This window comes from Micromonospora sp. S-DT3-3-22, from assembly GCF_015354745.1.
Lineage (GTDB): Bacteria > Actinomycetota > Actinomycetes > Mycobacteriales > Micromonosporaceae > Micromonospora > Micromonospora wenchangensis.
This window is the reverse complement of the sequence record NZ_JACGMO010000088.1, coordinates 1-15636: the sequence shown is the minus strand read 5'-3', so window position 1 is coordinate 15636 and position 15636 is coordinate 1. Positions and strand designations below refer to the sequence as shown.

At 71.1% G+C, this 15636-nt stretch carries 12 protein-coding genes; 7 read left to right on the top strand and 5 right to left on the bottom strand.

The features are described from left to right. The first annotated feature begins 169 nt into the window (after positions 1 to 169). On the top strand, positions 170 to 436 hold the full coding sequence (locus H1A17_RS23180; RefSeq protein ID WP_088642116.1) for a PqqD family protein: 267 nt from the start codon (positions 170 to 172) through the stop codon (positions 434 to 436). Between the two features lie 90 nt (positions 437 to 526). Here the strand turns inward: H1A17_RS23180 and H1A17_RS23175 are convergent, their stop codons facing one another. After that, on the bottom strand, positions 527 to 1114 hold the full coding sequence (locus H1A17_RS23175) for a TetR/AcrR family transcriptional regulator (protein ID WP_145918690.1): 588 nt from the start codon (positions 1112 to 1114) through the stop codon (positions 527 to 529). A gap of 82 nt (positions 1115 to 1196) precedes the next feature. On the opposite strand from H1A17_RS23175, the gene H1A17_RS23170 reads away from it, so the two are divergent. Together H1A17_RS23170 and H1A17_RS23165 are read left to right on the top strand one after the other, a co-directional pair. After that, complete coding sequence (locus H1A17_RS23170) at positions 1197 to 2972, top strand: MFS transporter (RefSeq protein WP_145918691.1); 1776 nt, start codon at positions 1197 to 1199, stop codon at positions 2970 to 2972. Positions 2973 to 3187: 215 nt separating this feature from the next. Continuing rightward, positions 3188 to 3964 (top strand): thioesterase II family protein, encoded by a 777-nt coding sequence (locus H1A17_RS23165; protein WP_145918692.1) that lies wholly within the window; start codon positions 3188 to 3190, stop codon positions 3962 to 3964. Between the two features lie 56 nt (positions 3965 to 4020). Here the strand turns inward: H1A17_RS23165 and H1A17_RS23160 are convergent, their stop codons facing one another. Further along, positions 4021 to 4290, bottom strand: a complete 270-nt coding sequence (locus H1A17_RS23160; protein ID WP_240762714.1) for a DUF5988 family protein — start codon at positions 4288 to 4290, stop codon at positions 4021 to 4023. Between the two features lie 829 nt (positions 4291 to 5119). Here H1A17_RS23160 and H1A17_RS35645 point away from each other — a divergent pair. The 3 genes from H1A17_RS35645 to H1A17_RS23145 all read left to right on the top strand — a co-directional run bounded on the left by H1A17_RS35645 (position 5120) and on the right by H1A17_RS23145 (position 11488). Next, a complete protein-coding gene (locus tag H1A17_RS35645) occupies positions 5120 to 7963 on the top strand; it encodes an AAA family ATPase (protein ID WP_194822882.1) in 2844 nt (947 codons plus the stop codon). A gap of 151 nt (positions 7964 to 8114) precedes the next feature. Continuing rightward, positions 8115 to 8924, top strand: a complete 810-nt coding sequence (locus H1A17_RS23150) for an ABC transporter ATP-binding protein (protein ID WP_145918694.1) — start codon at positions 8115 to 8117, stop codon at positions 8922 to 8924. Continuing rightward, complete coding sequence (locus H1A17_RS23145; protein ID WP_145918695.1) at positions 8924 to 11488, top strand: FtsX-like permease family protein; 2565 nt, start codon at positions 8924 to 8926, stop codon at positions 11486 to 11488. Before H1A17_RS23150 ends, H1A17_RS23145 begins: the two co-directional genes overlap by 1 nt. Before the next feature lie 123 nt (positions 11489 to 11611). Here H1A17_RS23145 and H1A17_RS23140 read toward each other — a convergent pair whose 3' ends face one another. From H1A17_RS23140 to H1A17_RS23130, 3 genes are read right to left on the bottom strand one after another with little or no spacing between them, the layout of a single operon-like run. Continuing rightward, positions 11612 to 12274, bottom strand: a complete 663-nt coding sequence (locus tag H1A17_RS23140) for a response regulator transcription factor (RefSeq protein WP_145918696.1) — start codon at positions 12272 to 12274, stop codon at positions 11612 to 11614. Next, a complete protein-coding gene (locus H1A17_RS23135) occupies positions 12238 to 13542 on the bottom strand; it encodes a sensor domain-containing protein (protein ID WP_145918697.1) in 1305 nt (434 codons plus the stop codon). The genes H1A17_RS23140 and H1A17_RS23135 overlap by 37 nt, the downstream gene beginning before the upstream one ends. Before the next feature lie 18 nt (positions 13543 to 13560). Then, positions 13561 to 15081: a serine/threonine-protein kinase gene (locus tag H1A17_RS23130; RefSeq protein WP_194822881.1), complete on the bottom strand. Its 1521-nt coding sequence runs from the start codon at positions 15079 to 15081 to the stop codon at positions 13561 to 13563. A gap of 359 nt (positions 15082 to 15440) precedes the next feature. Here H1A17_RS23130 and H1A17_RS34690 point away from each other — a divergent pair. Beyond that, a partial coding sequence (locus H1A17_RS34690; RefSeq protein ID WP_228544080.1) for a hypothetical protein occupies positions 15441 to 15636 on the top strand: 196 nt, incomplete at its 3' end.

Below are 15636 nucleotides of genomic sequence, written 5' to 3'. Positions count from 1 at the left end.
GCGGACCTCGGGTCTTCCTACCCGGCGGAGGGGTGGGTATTTGTCCACCTTCGACGTGGGTCCATGACCGTATCGCGTTACCGCCCGACCTCGTACGGTAGTTGCCGAACGGGGTGGACGTACGGGTTCGCCGCAGGTACCACCAGGTGGACGCGGAGAGGCAGGGAGGATGCGGGTGCGACTCGAACAGGGAATCATCGCGAAGGTCACCCGGAGTGGGCAGCTGGAGCTGACCTCCGAGCGGGACGGACTGCGATACCGGTTCGGGGCGACCGCCGCAGCCATGTGGATCGCCCTACAGCAGCAGGGCGGCTCGCCGGAGCGTGCGGCGGGTGTTCTCGCCCGGCAGTGGGCGGCCGATCCGGCGGCCACCCGGCGGGACGTCGACGTCTGGCTGGAGGACATGCTCCGCGCCGGGCTGGTGCGGGTGGAATGACGGTCGGCCGGGGTCCCACCCCTGCCGGCCCCCTGTGTCGGCCCGGCCCTCGGCGAGGGGGCGGACGCGACCCCTGTTCCGGGAGGTGGATCAGTCGTCGGTGGACCCGGCGACCGCACCGATGATCAGCCGCAGCGCCGCTGCCAGTTCCTTGCCGGAGGGGGCTGCTTCGGGGTCGAGCAGCCGCTGCACCGTCAGTCCGGTCATCAGTGCCAGCAGGAACGAGCCGACGGCCTTGCGGGTCTCCTCGCTGACGTTCTCGCCGCCGTTCTGGATGACGAAGGCGGCCAGCGCGGGGCGGGCCCGGCTGTAGCTCTCGGCCAGCTGCTCCCGCAGCACCGGCAGGTGTTCGGCCAGCGCGAACGCCTCGATCCCGGCGACCCAGAGCGGTCGGTGCGAGCCGAAGGACTCCACCAGACCGGTCCACATCGACTCCAGCCGGTCCATCAGGTCGGGCTGGGTGCCGTCGCGCAGCACCCGGTCGATCTCGACGCCCCACTCCTCGAACGCCTGGACCAGAGCTGCGGTCAGCAAGGCTTCCTTGGAGCCGAAGTGGTAGCCGATCGACGCCAGGTTGGTGTCCGAGGCGGCGACGATGTCGCGGGCGGTGGTACGTGTGTAGCCGCGTTCGTAGAGGCAGACCCTGGCCCCTGCCAGCAGGCGTTCCCGATGACCCACGGGCGTCACCCTACTCGGAACGACCCCCTAATTCATCCGCCAGATGTATACGCTTGTATATCCTCGGTGATAGCTTTCGGCCATGGCTACAGCGCAGGCAAAGGCCGGCCGCCGCGAGTGGATCGGCCTCGCGGTTCTCGTCATGGTGACACTGATCATCAGCATGGACATGACCGTGCTGTCATATGCCCTGCCGTTCATCACGGCGGACCTTGAACCGACCAGCAGCCAACTCCTCTGGATCACCGACGTCTACGCCTTCGTGCTGGCCGGCCTGCTGATCCCGATGGGAACGCTGGGGGACCGGATCGGGCGCCGTCGGCTGCTGATGATCGGCGCGGCCGTGTTCGGTGCGGCATCCGTGGCCACGGCCCTCTCCACCAGTCCCGGCATGCTGATCGGGACCAGGGCGGTGATGGGCGCCGCCGGTGCGACCCTCATGCCGTCGACCATGTCGTTGATCCGCAACATGTTCCACGACGAGAACGAGCGGCGTGCCGCGATCGGGCTCTGGGCAGCCGGGTTCTCCGCTGGCGGCGTCATCGGCCTGGTGGCGGGGGGTGCCCTGCTCCAGTACTTCTCCTGGGGCACCGTCTTCGAGATCAACGTTCCGATCATGGTGCTCCTGCTGATCCTGGCCCCCCTGCTGCTACCGGAGTTCCGCGACCCGGCGGCCGGGCGGTTCGACCTGATCAGCACGGTGCTGGCCTTCGTCGCGGTGCTGCCGACGATCTGGGGCATCAAGCAGTTCGCCGAACACGGGGCGGACTGGCCGCCGGTGGCCGGGGTGGTCGGCGGGCTGGTCTTCCTGGCCGTCTTCGTGTGGCGGCAACGACGCCTCGCCGACCCGGTGATCGACGTCCGGCTGTTCCGCGCGCCGGCATTCAGCGCGGCGGTCGTGATGAACGTGCTCGCCAACTTCGCGCTTGTCGGCTTCATGTTCTTTATCAGCCAGTACCTCCAACTGGTGCTCGGACTGCGTCCGTTCACCGCCGGGCTGTGGTCGTTGCCGGCCGCCGCCGCGGCGGGCGTCGGCGCGGCGGTGCTGGCTCCGATGTTGGCGCAGCGCTTCCGGCGGGCCTACGTCGCGGCCGGTGGCCTGCTGGTGGGCGCCGCCGGCTGCCTGGTGCTCGCCCAGGTCGGCGACGAGGTGGGCCTGACCCAGGTGGTCGTCGGTCAGGCGCTGATGACCGGTGGCGTCGCGATGGTGCTGACGTTGAGCGCCGAGCTGATCGTCTCCACCGCGCCGCCGGAGCGGGCCGGTGCCGCTGCCGGGCTCTCCGAGACCGGCAGCCAGCTCGGTGCCGCGCTCGGCGTCGCGATCCTCGGCAGCATCGGCACGTTCGTCTACCGGCAACAACTCTCGGGCACGGCGCCGGACGGGGTGTCGGCGGATTCCTGGGCGACCGCCCGGGAGACCCTGGGTGGCGCGGTCGAGGAGAGCCGCACGCTCACCACCGCTGCGGGGGACACGCTGGTGGCGCTGGCGCGCGCCGCTTTCGCCGCCGAGTTGCGGGCCGCCGCGGTCGTCGCGGCCGGCATCCTGCTGGTGACGGCGGTGCTGGCCGCCGTGCAACTGCGTAACGTGGGCGCGTCGGTGCCGGGCCAGGACACGTCGGGTGGTCAGGGCGGGCCCGTCACCCCGGCCGCTGCCGCCCGGCCGCCGGCCGACGGTTCCGCCGCCCCCGACACCGACGCCGCCACGGTCGACGCGGCACCCGTCCCGGTCGACACGGTGCCGGTCGGCACGGTCGTCGAGGGTGCCGGCCCCACCGGTGCCGCGCCCGGCCCGGAGGTCCGGATCGGACCGCCCACGGCCGCTCCGGCCGACACCCGTCCGGCCCATCCGGTGGCCTGAGATCCGCATCCTGCTGCCGGCTAGGGGGGCCGGGGCTCCCGCGTAGGGGTTGTCCCGGCCTCCCGGTGTTCCTACGCTCGCTTCGTCAGCGGGCACCGGCACCGCAGCGACGCTGTCGGCGTGCCGGCCGGGACACCGCTGGCACGGGGACCTCCCGCTGTAGACGTCCCGCTGCGGGGCGCGTGCCCGCGGCGTCGATCCCCGAAGGACCAGTGATGACGGCAACGCTAGAGAACGACCTGTGGGTGCGGCGGTTCCACCCGTCGACGTCCAGCGCGATCCGGCTGGTGGCGCTGCCGCACGCCGGTGGCTCGGCCAGCTACCTGTTCCCGGTCTCCCGGGCGCTCACGCCCACCGTGGAGGTGCTGGCGATCCAGTACCCCGGCCGGCAGGACCGTCGACACGAGCCGGTGCTGGACACCGTCGCCGCGCTGGCCGACGGGGTGTTCGGCGCGCTACGGCCATGGCTGGACCGGCCGGTGGCGCTGTTCGGCCACAGCATGGGTGCAGTGATCGCCTACGAGGTGGGGCTGCGGTTGCAGCGGGAGACCGGCCGGCCGCCGGTGCGGCTGTTCGCCTCCGGCCGCCGGGCCCCCTCCCGGGTCCGCGACGAGCGGTACGTGCACACCCGCGACGACGCCGGGGTGTTGCGGGAACTGGCCCGGCTCAGCGGGTCGGACCCGCGCGTGCTGGGCGACCCGGAGCTGCTCCCGATGATCCTTCCTGCGGTGCGCGGGGACTACAAGGCGGTGGAGACCTACCGGGCCGATCCGGAGCAGCGCCTGGACGCTCCGATCACCGTGCTCACCGGCGACGCCGACCCGATGACCACCCTGGACGAGGCGCACGACTGGCGTCGGCACACCACCGGCGAATGTGACGTGCGGGTGTATCCGGGCGGGCACTTCTACCTCAACGACCACGCTGCCGACGTGATCCAGCTGATCGCGACCGAGTTGGCGCCGCTACGACCCGGCGGGCCGACCGGCTGATCCGCGACGACGACTCAGGGGGCACCGGTAGCGCCGGTGCCCCCTGAGTCGTGCCGTCATTCGGCGATCTTGGTCCGCATGGTCCAGCGGAAGACCACCACCTGTGAGGCGTCGTCGTTGAGGCCGTCGTGGTCACCAGAGCGTTCGAAGTGCTCGTAGCCACCCAGGTAGGGCACCTTGATCCGGCCGGTACCGGCCGGTGCGCTGCGGGCCCTGGTGGTGGCCGGCAGGCCGACCGGGCCACCCTCGAGCAGCACATCGAAGTGGTCGTCACCGCGAACGTCGCTGAAGCGCCGCGGGCTGCTCACCGATGTGAGATCGTCCACGATTTCCTCCTCGGCTGGGGGCGGAGACGCTTTCGATACCGTGTCGTACGTCACTGCCCTCGGATGGTTCCAGCCTGACGTCAGGGAAAGCCCACGTATACCCGGAAGCCACCCCTAACCCGCCGGTCCACCACTGGATTTCAGCCGCCGGTCAGCCTGTGGTCACTTTACCGACTGGCCGGTCGCATTTGCGATGCCTGTGCCGATGTCGCATGGTCGACAGGAATGCGGCAAGCTTTGAATTGCGCCCGTAATAGCTCCGTCTTCTCACCGAAACTCAATTTTTCCTCAAGAGTAAATTGCCCGTTTTAATGCTTCTGGCCCGTTCGATGGTGGTGTGACGAGGTCGTAGTGGTCGGAGGGGGCTGAGGCTGACTTGGCGTAAATGTTCCGTTAGGAACCCTCTGTAGTGGTCCTTTTCCAGGTCAACGACCTGCTGGGTGATCGATTCTGCGGCCATCTGCGCAGGTGGGCGGGGTGGACTGGTTGTTGGATCATGAATTTGCTACCGATTGGTAATTTCGTGGTCGGCGCCGTCGACCCGACATAACGTCACCCTCGTGCGTAATATCAGTGACGAAGTATCACCACCCCACTACCGTCTTGTACGGGTGTCTATGTATGCTGGGGTCGCCGTCGAGGCGCGGTGAAAGCCGTCATTAAATTGACCATCTTCATTGAAGGACCCGGTTTGCAGGCTGACGTGGTCAGTGGCCGGGTAGGCCTCGGCGGACCGCGTGGCATCGAGCCGAACGGTTTCGTCGGGGGCCTGTCCCGCCAGGCGACAGCGCCCCGTTCGATGCGTCACCGCTGACCTGGGGGGAGACGGGTGGAATTCGTGGAGAGAACCCGCGAGCTTGACATCTTGCGGGACCTTTACTCCGGAAGCATCACGGGCAGGGGACGGGTCGTGCTGATCGGCGGCCCCGGTGCCACGGGCAAGACCGAGCTGTTGCGGGCCTTCGCCGACCACGTCGAGGCGACCGGCGGTCTGGTGCTGAGCGCCGCCTGCTCACGGGCTGAGCGACTGCTGCCCGCCGCCGTGATGGGGCAACTGTTCCACAGCGTGCCGCTGCCGGCCGAGACGCTGGGCCGCATCGCCGCGTTCGTCGAGGCCGGGGAGGCCACCACCGAGGGCGCGGTCGACATCAACACGGTGCGCGGGATGTGCGCCGAACTGCTCGACCTCGCCCGGGAACGGCCGCTCGTCCTACTCGTCGACGACGTCGAGTTCGCCGATGAGGCCACCCTGCAGACCCTGCTCTACCTGCAACGCCGGCTCACCGCCGCGCAGCTGTTGGTGGTCCTCACCGAGTCACCCCAACCCCAACCGTTCAATCCGGAGTTCCGCGCCGAGCTCACCCGGCACGCCTGCTTCAGCAGCATCCAGCTGGCCCCGCTCTCGACGGCGGGGGTCGTCGAGCTGCTGAGCGGCTGGATGGACCGGGACACCGCCGTGGCGCTCGCTCCGGCGTACCACCGGGTCAGCGGCGGTAACCCGCTGCTGTTGCACGCGCTCGGCCAGGACCGGCGGGCCGCGGGGGCGCCCGACGGCACCGAGGTGGTCGTCGGCGACCAGTTCCGCCAGGCCGTCCTGGCCTGCCTGCGGCGGTGGGACCCGGTGATCCTGGAGACGACCCACGGGTTGGCCCTGCTCGGCGACTTCGCCACCCCGGCGCTGCTGGGCCGGCTGCTGGACAGCAAGCCGGCCCGGGTCCAGTGGGTACTCGACGCGCTGGCCACGTCCGGCCTGCTGGACGCGGGCCGGTTCCGCCACCCGGCGGCGCGGGCCGCGGTGCTGCACGACCTCGCTCCGGAGGCGCTGTCCGAGATGCACGCCCGCGCGGCCGAGTTGCTGCACGCCGAAGGCGCGCCCGCCTCGGCGATCGGGGACCACCTGCTCGCGGCCGGCGGCCTGGTCGAGCCCTGGTCGATCACCGTGCTCCAGGAATCGGCGACGCACGCGCTCGCCGAGGACCGCGTCGACGACGCGGTGGAGGCGCTCAAACTGGCTCACGAGATGTGCGACGACGCCCCCCGTAAGGCGGCGTTGACCGCGCTGCTGGCCGACTGCCAGTGGCGGATCAATCCGGCAGCGGTCAGCCAGCACCTCCAGTCGCAGCGCGACGCGCTGCGCGCCGGGCACCTCTCCGAGCGGCACGCAGCGGCGCTGCTGCGTTACCAGCTCTGGCACGGCCACCGGGAGGACGCCCAGGAGACGCTGCGGCACCTGCGTACGGCGCGACAGCAGTGGGACGCCACCACCGCCGCCGAGCTGGAGGGGTGCACCGAGTGGCTGCGGCTGCACTTCCCGGTCGCCTTCGCCGAACTCGACGCCACCCCCGGCATCCCGACGACGACCGCGCCGGCCGTGACGGCGGCCCGCGCGGACGGCCCGCTCGGGTCGGCCACCCCGTCGCTGACCGCCGTCCTCACCGACGGGGCGACCGAGGACGTGATCGCCCGCGCCGAGCAGGTGCTCGGTAGCCACCTGCTGGTCGACGTCGGACTGGAATCGGCCCTGTGCGCGTTGCAGACGCTCGTCTGGGCCGACCGGATGGACCGGGCCGTGCACTGGTGCGACGTCCTGGGGGCCGAGGCCGGGGCGCGGGGTGCCACCACCTGGCACGCCATCCTGTCCGACGTGCGGTCGCACATCGCGCTACGGCAGGGCGACCTGCCGCTCAGCGAACGGTTCGCCCGCGAGGCGCTGGACGCCATGTCCCCGCACAACTGGGGGGTCGCGATCGGCTCGCCACTGTCCAACCTGCTGCTCGCCAAGATCGGTATGGACAAGCTGGACGAGGCTGAGGCACAGCTCAAGCACGTCATCCCGGATGCCATGCGGGACACCTGGTTCTGGCCGCTCTACCTGCGGGCCCGTGGCCACCTGCACCTGGCCGGCGGACGCGTGCACGCGGCGCTCGCCGACTTCGAGACCTGCGGGCAGCTGGCCACCCAGTGGGGGCTGGACCTGCCCACCCTGCTGCCCTGGCGGGGCGATCTGGCCCAGGTCTACCTGCGGTCCGGCCGACCCGAACTGGCCCGGGGGATGGTGACCGAGCAACTGTCCCGGCCCGGCGCCGAGAACGCCCGCACCAGGGGCATCTCGCTGCGGCTGCTCGGGTCGGCGCTCGACGTCAAACAACGGGTCAACAGCCTGCGTCAGGCGGCCAACCTGCTCCAGGAGGCCGGTGACCGCTACCAACTGTTCCTCGCCCTCGCCGCGCTCAGCAGCGCCCACTACGGGCGCGGGGAGTTCAACACCTCACGGGTGGTGGCCCGCAGCGCGATGCAGCTGGCCAAGGACATCCAGGCGCAGGCGCTCTGTCGTCGACTGCTGCCCGGCGGGGACGCCTCGGGCGGTGACGAGGCGGAGGCCCCGTCCGAGCACGAGGAGATGTCCCGGCTCAGCGACGCCGAGCAGCGGGTCGCCACGCTGGCCGCGCTGGGTCACACCAACCGGGAGATCGGCAAGAAGCTGTACATCACGGTGAGCACCGTCGAGCAGCACCTGACCCGGGTCTACCGGAAGTTGAACGTCCGGCGACGCACCGAGCTGTCGCTGGGGCTGCCGATGGACGCCACCGGGGCCGGGCTGCTGGCCGTGGCGCCGAGCGGGGCCGAGCGCTCCTGGGCGCACTGGGAGTCGGCGGCGGTACAGGCGAGCTGAGCTGGTGCGGAAGGCTCGAAAGTCGACCCCGCGGCGTGGGTCTAGACCCACCGCTTCGGGTCATTAGCTCCATAGAGCGCCGCCTGCCCGTTGCATAGCGTGAACGTATACCCACCGCCGTCAGGCGACGTTCTTCTGCGGGGAGCATGAGGTGAACTGGAATAAAGACAATCGGACGCCCACCAGCGGTGCCGTCGACGCGGTCCGACTGGGGGACGTACGCAAGACATACGGGCGCGGCGACAACCGGGTCGACGCCCTGCGCGGCGTCACCATGAGCTTCCCGCGGGGCAGCTTCACCGCCGTGATGGGGCCGTCGGGCTCCGGCAAGAGCACCTTCCTGCACTGCGCGGCCGGGCTCGACGTGCCCTCGTCCGGTTCCGTGATGCTGGACGGCAAGGAACTCAGCGGCATGAACGAGAACCAGCTCACCATCCTCCGCCGCGAGCGGGTCGGCTTCATCTTCCAGGCGTTCAACCTGATGCCGGCGCTCACCGTCGAGCAGAACGTCGGACTGCCGTTCCGGCTGGCCGGCCGCCGCCCCGACCGTTCCTCCGTGGTGGAGGTGCTGGGCCGGGTGGGGCTGGCGGAGCGACGCAAGCACCTGCCGAGCGAGCTCTCCGGCGGCCAGCAGCAGCGGGTCGCGATCGCCCGGGCGCTCATCATGCGGCCGGCGGTCATCTTCGCCGACGAGCCGACCGGTGCGCTGGACACCCAGACCACCATCGAGGTGCTGCAACTGCTCCGCGAGACGGTGTCCAGCGGTGGCCAGACGATCATCATGGTGACCCACGACCCGGTCGCCGCGTCCGCCGCGCACCGGGTGCTGTTCCTCGCCGACGGCCAGTTCATCGGTGAGCTGGAGTCGCCGACCGCCGACGTGGTGGCCGAGCGGATGACCCACCTGACCGCGTGGCAGCAGAACCGGTCGCCGCAGTCCGCCGGCAGGGGTGGCTTCTGATGACGTACCTCGCCTGGCGCACCCTGCGCTACCGCAGGCTCGCGTTCATCGCGACCTTCGCCGCGGTCTTCCTCGGGGTGGCGCTGATCGTCGCCTGCGGTGGCCTGATGGAGACGGGCATCCGGCTGGCGGTCCCGCCGCAGCGCCTGGCGGCGGCCGACGTCGTGGTCAGCGGCAAGCAGACCTACGGCGTGCCCAAGAAGGACCCGCAGGACACCAAGGACATCAAGTCCGTGCCACTGGCCGAACGGTACTGGATCGACCCGACCCTGGTGAACAAGATCCAGGAGGTGCCCGGGGTCGAACGGGCGATCGCCGAGTCGTCCTTCGTCGCCACCGTCGTCCGCAACGGGGCACCGGTGATCGTCGGCACCCAGTCGCTGGGCCACGGGTGGGAGTCGGCCCAGCTCGGGCCGTACAAGCTCGCCGGGCAGCCGCCCGCGCAGGCCGGCCAGGTCGTGCTGGATCGGGCGGTGGCCAAGCTGGCACGGGCCAAGGTCGGTGACCGGGTCGACGTGGTGGTCGGTGGGGTGAGCTCCTCCTTCCAGGTCAGCGGCATCGCCACGCCGCCGGTCGAGACGGGCCAGACGGCCTTGTTCTTCTCCGGCGACGACGAGCGGCGACTCAACCCGCACACCGGCAGTGCCGATGCGATCGGCGTGGTGGCCAAGCCCGGCACCGACGTGGAGGCCCTGCGCGGCAAGATCGAGCGGACCCTCGCCGATCGCAAGCTGGTGGTGCTGACCGGCGACGACCGTGGGGCGGCCGAGTTCCCCGAGGCGGTCGGCGGGCAGGCCGGGCTCATCCCGCTCTCCGGTGTGTTCGCCGGCATGACGGTCTTCGTGGCGATCTTCGTGGTCGCCAGCACCCTCGGCCTGTCGGTGCAGCAGCGGCAGAAGGAGATCGCGCTGTTGCGCTCCATCGGCGCGACGCCCCGGCAGATCCGGACGATGGTCCGCCGCGAGGCGCTGGTGGTGGCGGTCGGCGCGGCGATCCTCGGCTGCGTGCCCGGTGTGGTCCTGGGGCCGCTGCTCTTCCACATCGTTTCGGAGGCCGGGGTCATCTCGCCGGTCGTCGAGTTCCACCAGGGCTTCCTTCCCTACCTGATCGGTCCGGCCGTCGGGATCTTCGCCGCGCTGATGGCCGCCAACGTCGCCGGTCGGCGTCCCTCCAAGATCCGGCCGACCGCTGGTATCGCCGAGGCCGCCCTCCAGCGTAAGTGGGTCACCTGGCCCCGGGTGGTGTTCTCGTTCCTCTTCTTCGGCGGCGGGTTCGCGCTCTTCCTGGTGACCGCGATCGCGATGAGGGGCCCGGTGGCCTCGGCGACCGCCGGACCGGCGGTGATGTGCTGGGCGATCGCCATCGCGCTGATCAGCCCGGGGCTGACCAAGCTGCTGGCCGCTATGCTCAGCGTGCCGGCGCGGGCGTTCTTCGGACTCGCCGGTTACCTCGGCACGATCAACGTGCGGACCCGCGCTGTCCGGGTCGCCTCCGCGGTCACCCCGATCATGCTGGCGGTGGGCCTGGCGCTTGCCAACTTCTACATGCAGACCACCCAGAACGAGGCCGCCGAGCGCTACTTCTCCGACAACCTGCGTGCCGACGTGGTGCTCAGCTCCACCACCGGGGGATTCCCCGCCGACACGGTGGCGGCGATCCGGTCCGCGCCGGGCGTCGAGGAGGCGTCCGCGTACGTCACCAGCGCCGGTTGGATCAACAAGCCGTACGACGGGTCGCACGTCGAGTCGCCGTGGCCCCTCCAGGGGGTGAACGGGGCCAGTGCCGCCGGCATCACCGGGGTGCAGGCGAGCGCCGGCAACCTGGCCGATCTCACCGGTGACACCGTGGCGCTGCCCGAGGTCGCCGGGAAGAACCTCAACGTCGGCATCGGCGACCAGATCACCCTGCGCCTCGGTGACCGGTCGGCGGTGGACGTACGGGTGGTCGCGCTCTACCCGGCGAAGGAGGGGTACGAGACGATCATGCTTCCCGCCGAGCTGCTCGCCGCCCACAGCACCACCGGGCTGGCCCGGCAGATCCTGGTCACTGCCGAGCCTGGCACCGACCGGGACGCGCTCGCCGCCACCCTGCGCAAGCAGACCGCCGGGCAGCCGGGGACCCTGGTCGAGGGGCACGACGCGATCACCACGTTCGCCGAACGCACCAAGACCCTGGCCTGGGTCAACTACCTGCTCGTGGCGCTGGTCGCCGGCTACACCATGATCTCGGTGGCGAACACCCTGATCGTGGCGACCGCCGGTCGACGCCGGGAACTGGGCATGCAGCGGCTCGTCGGCGCCACCCGGCAACAGGCCCTGCAGATGCTCAGCGTCGAGGCCGGCATGGTCGCCATCATCGGGGTGGTCCTCGGGACCATCGCCTCCGTCGCCACCCTGATGCCGTTCAGCATCGTGGTGCTGGGACGACCGGTCCCTTCCGGGTCGGTCCTGATCTACCTGGCCGTGGTGGCCGGCGCCGTGGGGCTCACCTTCGCCGCCACCCTGCTGCCGGGACGGCGGGCGATGCTCTCCCGGCCGGCGGAGGCCGCCATCGCCGTCGAGTGACCCGAGAAATCCAGGAACGCCCCCGGTCGGACGACCGGGGGCGTTCCTGCATCGACGTCGGTGTCGCGGAACCGGGCCGGCACGCCGCCGCGGTGCTGCTCCGGTAGGGCCCGGTCGGGTGGGTCAGGAGACGTCGGCGCGGGTGCCGTTGAGGTACGCCAGCACGGCCAGCACCCGACGGTTGCTGTCGTCCGCCGGGGCCAGGTCGAGCTTGGTGAAGATGCTGGTGGTGTATTTGGCGATCGCACCCTGGCTGACGATGAGGCGTTGTGCGATGGCCACATTTGAACATCCCTCGGCCATCAGCTTCAGCACCTCCCGCTCGCGCGGGGTGAGCGTGGACAGTGGCTCCCGGCGGGAACGACCTGCCAGCAGTTGGGAGATCACCTGCGGGTCCATCGCGGTGCCTCCGCCGGCCACCCGGCGGATGGCGTCGACGAACTGGTCGCTGTTGAGCACCCGGTCCTTCAGCAGGTATCCGATGCCGCCGCTGGCGTCGGCGAGCAACTCTTTGGCATACAGCTGCTCGACGTGCTGGGAGAGCACGAGGATGGGCAGGCCGGGGCAGCGGCGTCGGGCCTCCAGGGCAGCCTGGATCCCCTCGTCGGTGAACGTCGGGGGAAGCCGCACGTCGATCACCGCGACCTCGGGGCGGATGGTCACCAGGGCGTCGAGCAGAGCCGGTCCGTTGTCGACCGCCGCGACGATCTCGAAGTCGTACGACTCGAGGAGCTGAACCATCCCCTGCCTCAGGAGGAAGAGGTCCTCGGCGAGTACAACGCGCACGGCAGCTCCAGGATCGCGACGGTCGGCCCACCTTCGGGACTGCTGAGGACGAGCGTCCCGTCGAACGTAGCACAGCGCCGCTCGATGCCCCGGAGTCCGGTGCCGAGGGTGGCGTCCGCGCCGCCCTGACCGTTGTCGATCACCACCGCCCGCAGTAGACCTGCCTCGTGACGCAGGTCGATGCTGACCCGGTCGGCATTGGAGTGCTTGACGACGTTGTTCAGCAGTTCGGACAGGGCGAAGTAGACGGCGGACTCCGCCGGGGCGGCCATCCGGCCGGGTACGTCGGTGGTGACCTCGACGTCGATCGGGCTCTCCAACGCGATGGCCCGGATGGCGTCCTCCAGGCCCCGCTCGGCGAGGACCGGTGGGTGGATCCCCCGGATCAGGCAGCGCAGCTCCTCCAGCGCGGTGGCGGTGGCGTTGCGCGCGTCGACCAGCAGGGTCTCGGCGGCGTCCGGATTGGTCCTCAACTGGCGGTTGGCCGCGCCGAGCTTCATACCGATCGCGACCAGCCGCGCCTGTGCGCCGTCGTGCAGGTCCCGTTCGATCCGGCGCAGCTCGGTGGCCTGGATGTTGATCACGTCCGAACGGGTCTCGGAGAGGTGCCGCATCCGGGAGGCGATCACCGAGCGCTCACTCGGCCCCAGGAGCGACCGGGCGAAGTGCGCGTGGCCGGCCGTCACGTGCGGGGCGACGGCCGCCCAGAGCCCGAATACCGCGAGACTGACCAACGCCCCGAGCGCCGCGTGTGGCCAGGAGTCCAGCGCGGTGAAGCCGTACCAGAAGTTGACCCCCGACTCCCGCATCAGCATCCAGAACCCGGTGGAGAGCACCAGCCCCTCCACCGAGTAGACCAGCAGGGTGAGCGGCAGCAGCCCGAGGGCGAACCCGACCAGCGTGTTGAGCAACAGGAACAATAGGTCTCGCCAGGTCGCCGGGTCGGTGAGAATGGACCGGCAGCGCTGCACCCAGCCGAACATCCCCGGTTCGAGCGGCGGCAGGGGAAGATAGGGCGTGGCGATCGGTACCCCGCAACGGGCGGCGACGTTCCGGCACAGCCCGGTGAGCCGGCGGACCAACGGTGTGACCAGTGGCAGCAGCAGCACCCCGACACCGAGCAGAATGAACGCCGTGGCAAGGGTGGTGACGATGAAGAGGACCAGGCTGAGTGCGGCGGTGGCGACGAGCACCACGCCCCGCCCGGTGGCGTACAGGGCCCGGGTCAGTGCCCGCCCGGTGAGGCCGATGGCGACGGCGACGTCCATGTTCTCCGGCTCTCTCGGTCAGGATAGATCGATGGTGGTGCCCGCGCTCAGTGGCGTGTCGTGGACGACCAGTTGGCGCAGTTCGGTGCCGACCGGCGTGTCGTAGACCAGCGAGCCACTGACCGTCGCGCCGGGCTCGATCTTCTTCGTCAACCGTTGCGTGTCCGGATAGTAGAGCAGGGAACGGGTGTCGGGGGTGTACCCCCGCCCGTCGGCGTCGACCAGCCGCTGGCTGAGCGGCCAGATGATGGTCCCCTTGGAGCCCTTGTTGACCACGTCGACGTCGACCATGCAGAACACGCCGTCCGCCTTCTGGGTCAACGGCCAGAATCCGATCTCCCGCGACCCGCAGTGCACCCCCGTCACGGTGAACTCCAGCGACCCGTCCTGCCCGGTCGCGGTGGCGGGGGTGGGGCTCGGGGTGGGCGACGGGCTCGGGGTGGCGCTCGGCGTGACGACGCCGGTCGGCGCGGACGGACCCGGCCCGGCGGACGGCGCGCCCCGCTGGTCGGCCTGCCGCATCGCGACCACGCCCAGCACGACGAGGGCCACCACCGCCACCACCCCGGTCAGCACCGCCGGCCAGGACGGCGGCGGGCGACGCGGCGGCGGCGTCGGGGCGACCAGGGTGGCCGGCTGGCCGGCGCCCGGGTACCACCGGGTGCCGTCGAGCTGCTCGGTGGTGGCCGCCACCGGCTCCACCGCCGACCGGATGCTGGCCGTGTCGGCGCTGCCGACCAGGATCAGCATCGCCTCCCGGGCGGTGGGACGCTGGCGGGGCTCGGTGCGCAGCGCCCGCGCGACCACCGCCGCCAGGCCGGCGGGCAGCCCGCTCAGGTCGGGCGGGCCGGCCGGGTGGACCCGGGGGTCGACCGGCAGCCGGCCGGTGGCGGCCCAGCCGACGAGGATGCCCCAGGCGTAGACGTCGGCGGGCTGGGCGGGCGGGAAACCGGCGAGCCGCTCCGGGGCCAACCAGCCGGGGGTGCCGTACGAGGGGCCGGTGGTCGGGTCGAGCGCCTCGATCAGACTCGCCAGGCCGAAGTCGATGACCTTGGGGCCGAACGGCGACAGCAGGACGTTGCGGGGGGTCAGGTCGCCGTGCGCCAGCCCGGCGGCGTGGATCGCGGTGAGCCCGGCGGCCACGCCGACGGCCAGCGCCTCGGCCTGCGGGCCGGAGAGCGAGCCGTGCCGGGTCACGTGCTCGTGCAGGGACGACCCGGTCACGTACTCGGTGACGAGGTAGGGGACCGGCCCCTGCGGGTCGGCGTCGAGCACCCGGGCGGTGCAGAAGTCGGCCACCCGGCCGGCGGCTGCGACCTCGCGGGCGAACCGTCGCCGGAACTCCGGCCGGGATCGCAGCTCGTCGTGGACGACCTTGACCGCCACCCGGCCCCCGCCCGGGGCCTCGGCCAGGAAGACCACCCCCATGCCGCCCGAGCCGAGCAGGCGACGCAGCCGGTAGGGCCCGACGTGCTCCGGATCGCCCGGCCGCAGCGGTGACCCCGGCTCGGCCACTGCGCCGCTGGTCAGCTCGCCCATGTAGACAAGTGTCCCATGTCGGATCGAGGCACGCGCCCCCTGCGCCGTCCCCGGTGGACGCCCCGGAGAGCCCGTCGTCCGGCCGCCCGCAGGTGGGTCGTGGTAGGGGATCGCTAAGGGTTGGCACGGCCGGGGCCGGAACCTAGCGTGTGGTCGCACGCGCTCGCCGGCGCTTGATGCGGTCGGCGACCCCGCCGGCTGACGCCGGGGTCGCCGGCCCCGGCGGTACGGACCTGCGCGGCCGTACCGCGCCGGCCGACGGCTGCGCAGGTACCGCCGGGGCCGGGTGTCGGCCCGCCGTTCGCCGGCGGCGCACCGTCGTGGTGCGCGCCGCGCAGAAGAGAGGGACGTGATCGCCCATGACCTCCACGACACGGTACGACGATGCGCCGACGGCGGACGGCGGGAGCCCCGGCAGGACCGAGGTGCGTCAGTTGGACCGGGTGGTGATCCGGTTTGCGGGTGACTCGGGTGATGGGATGCAGTTGACGGGGGACAGGTTCACCTCGGAGACGGCGCAGTTGGGTAATGATATTTCGACGTTGCCGAATTTCC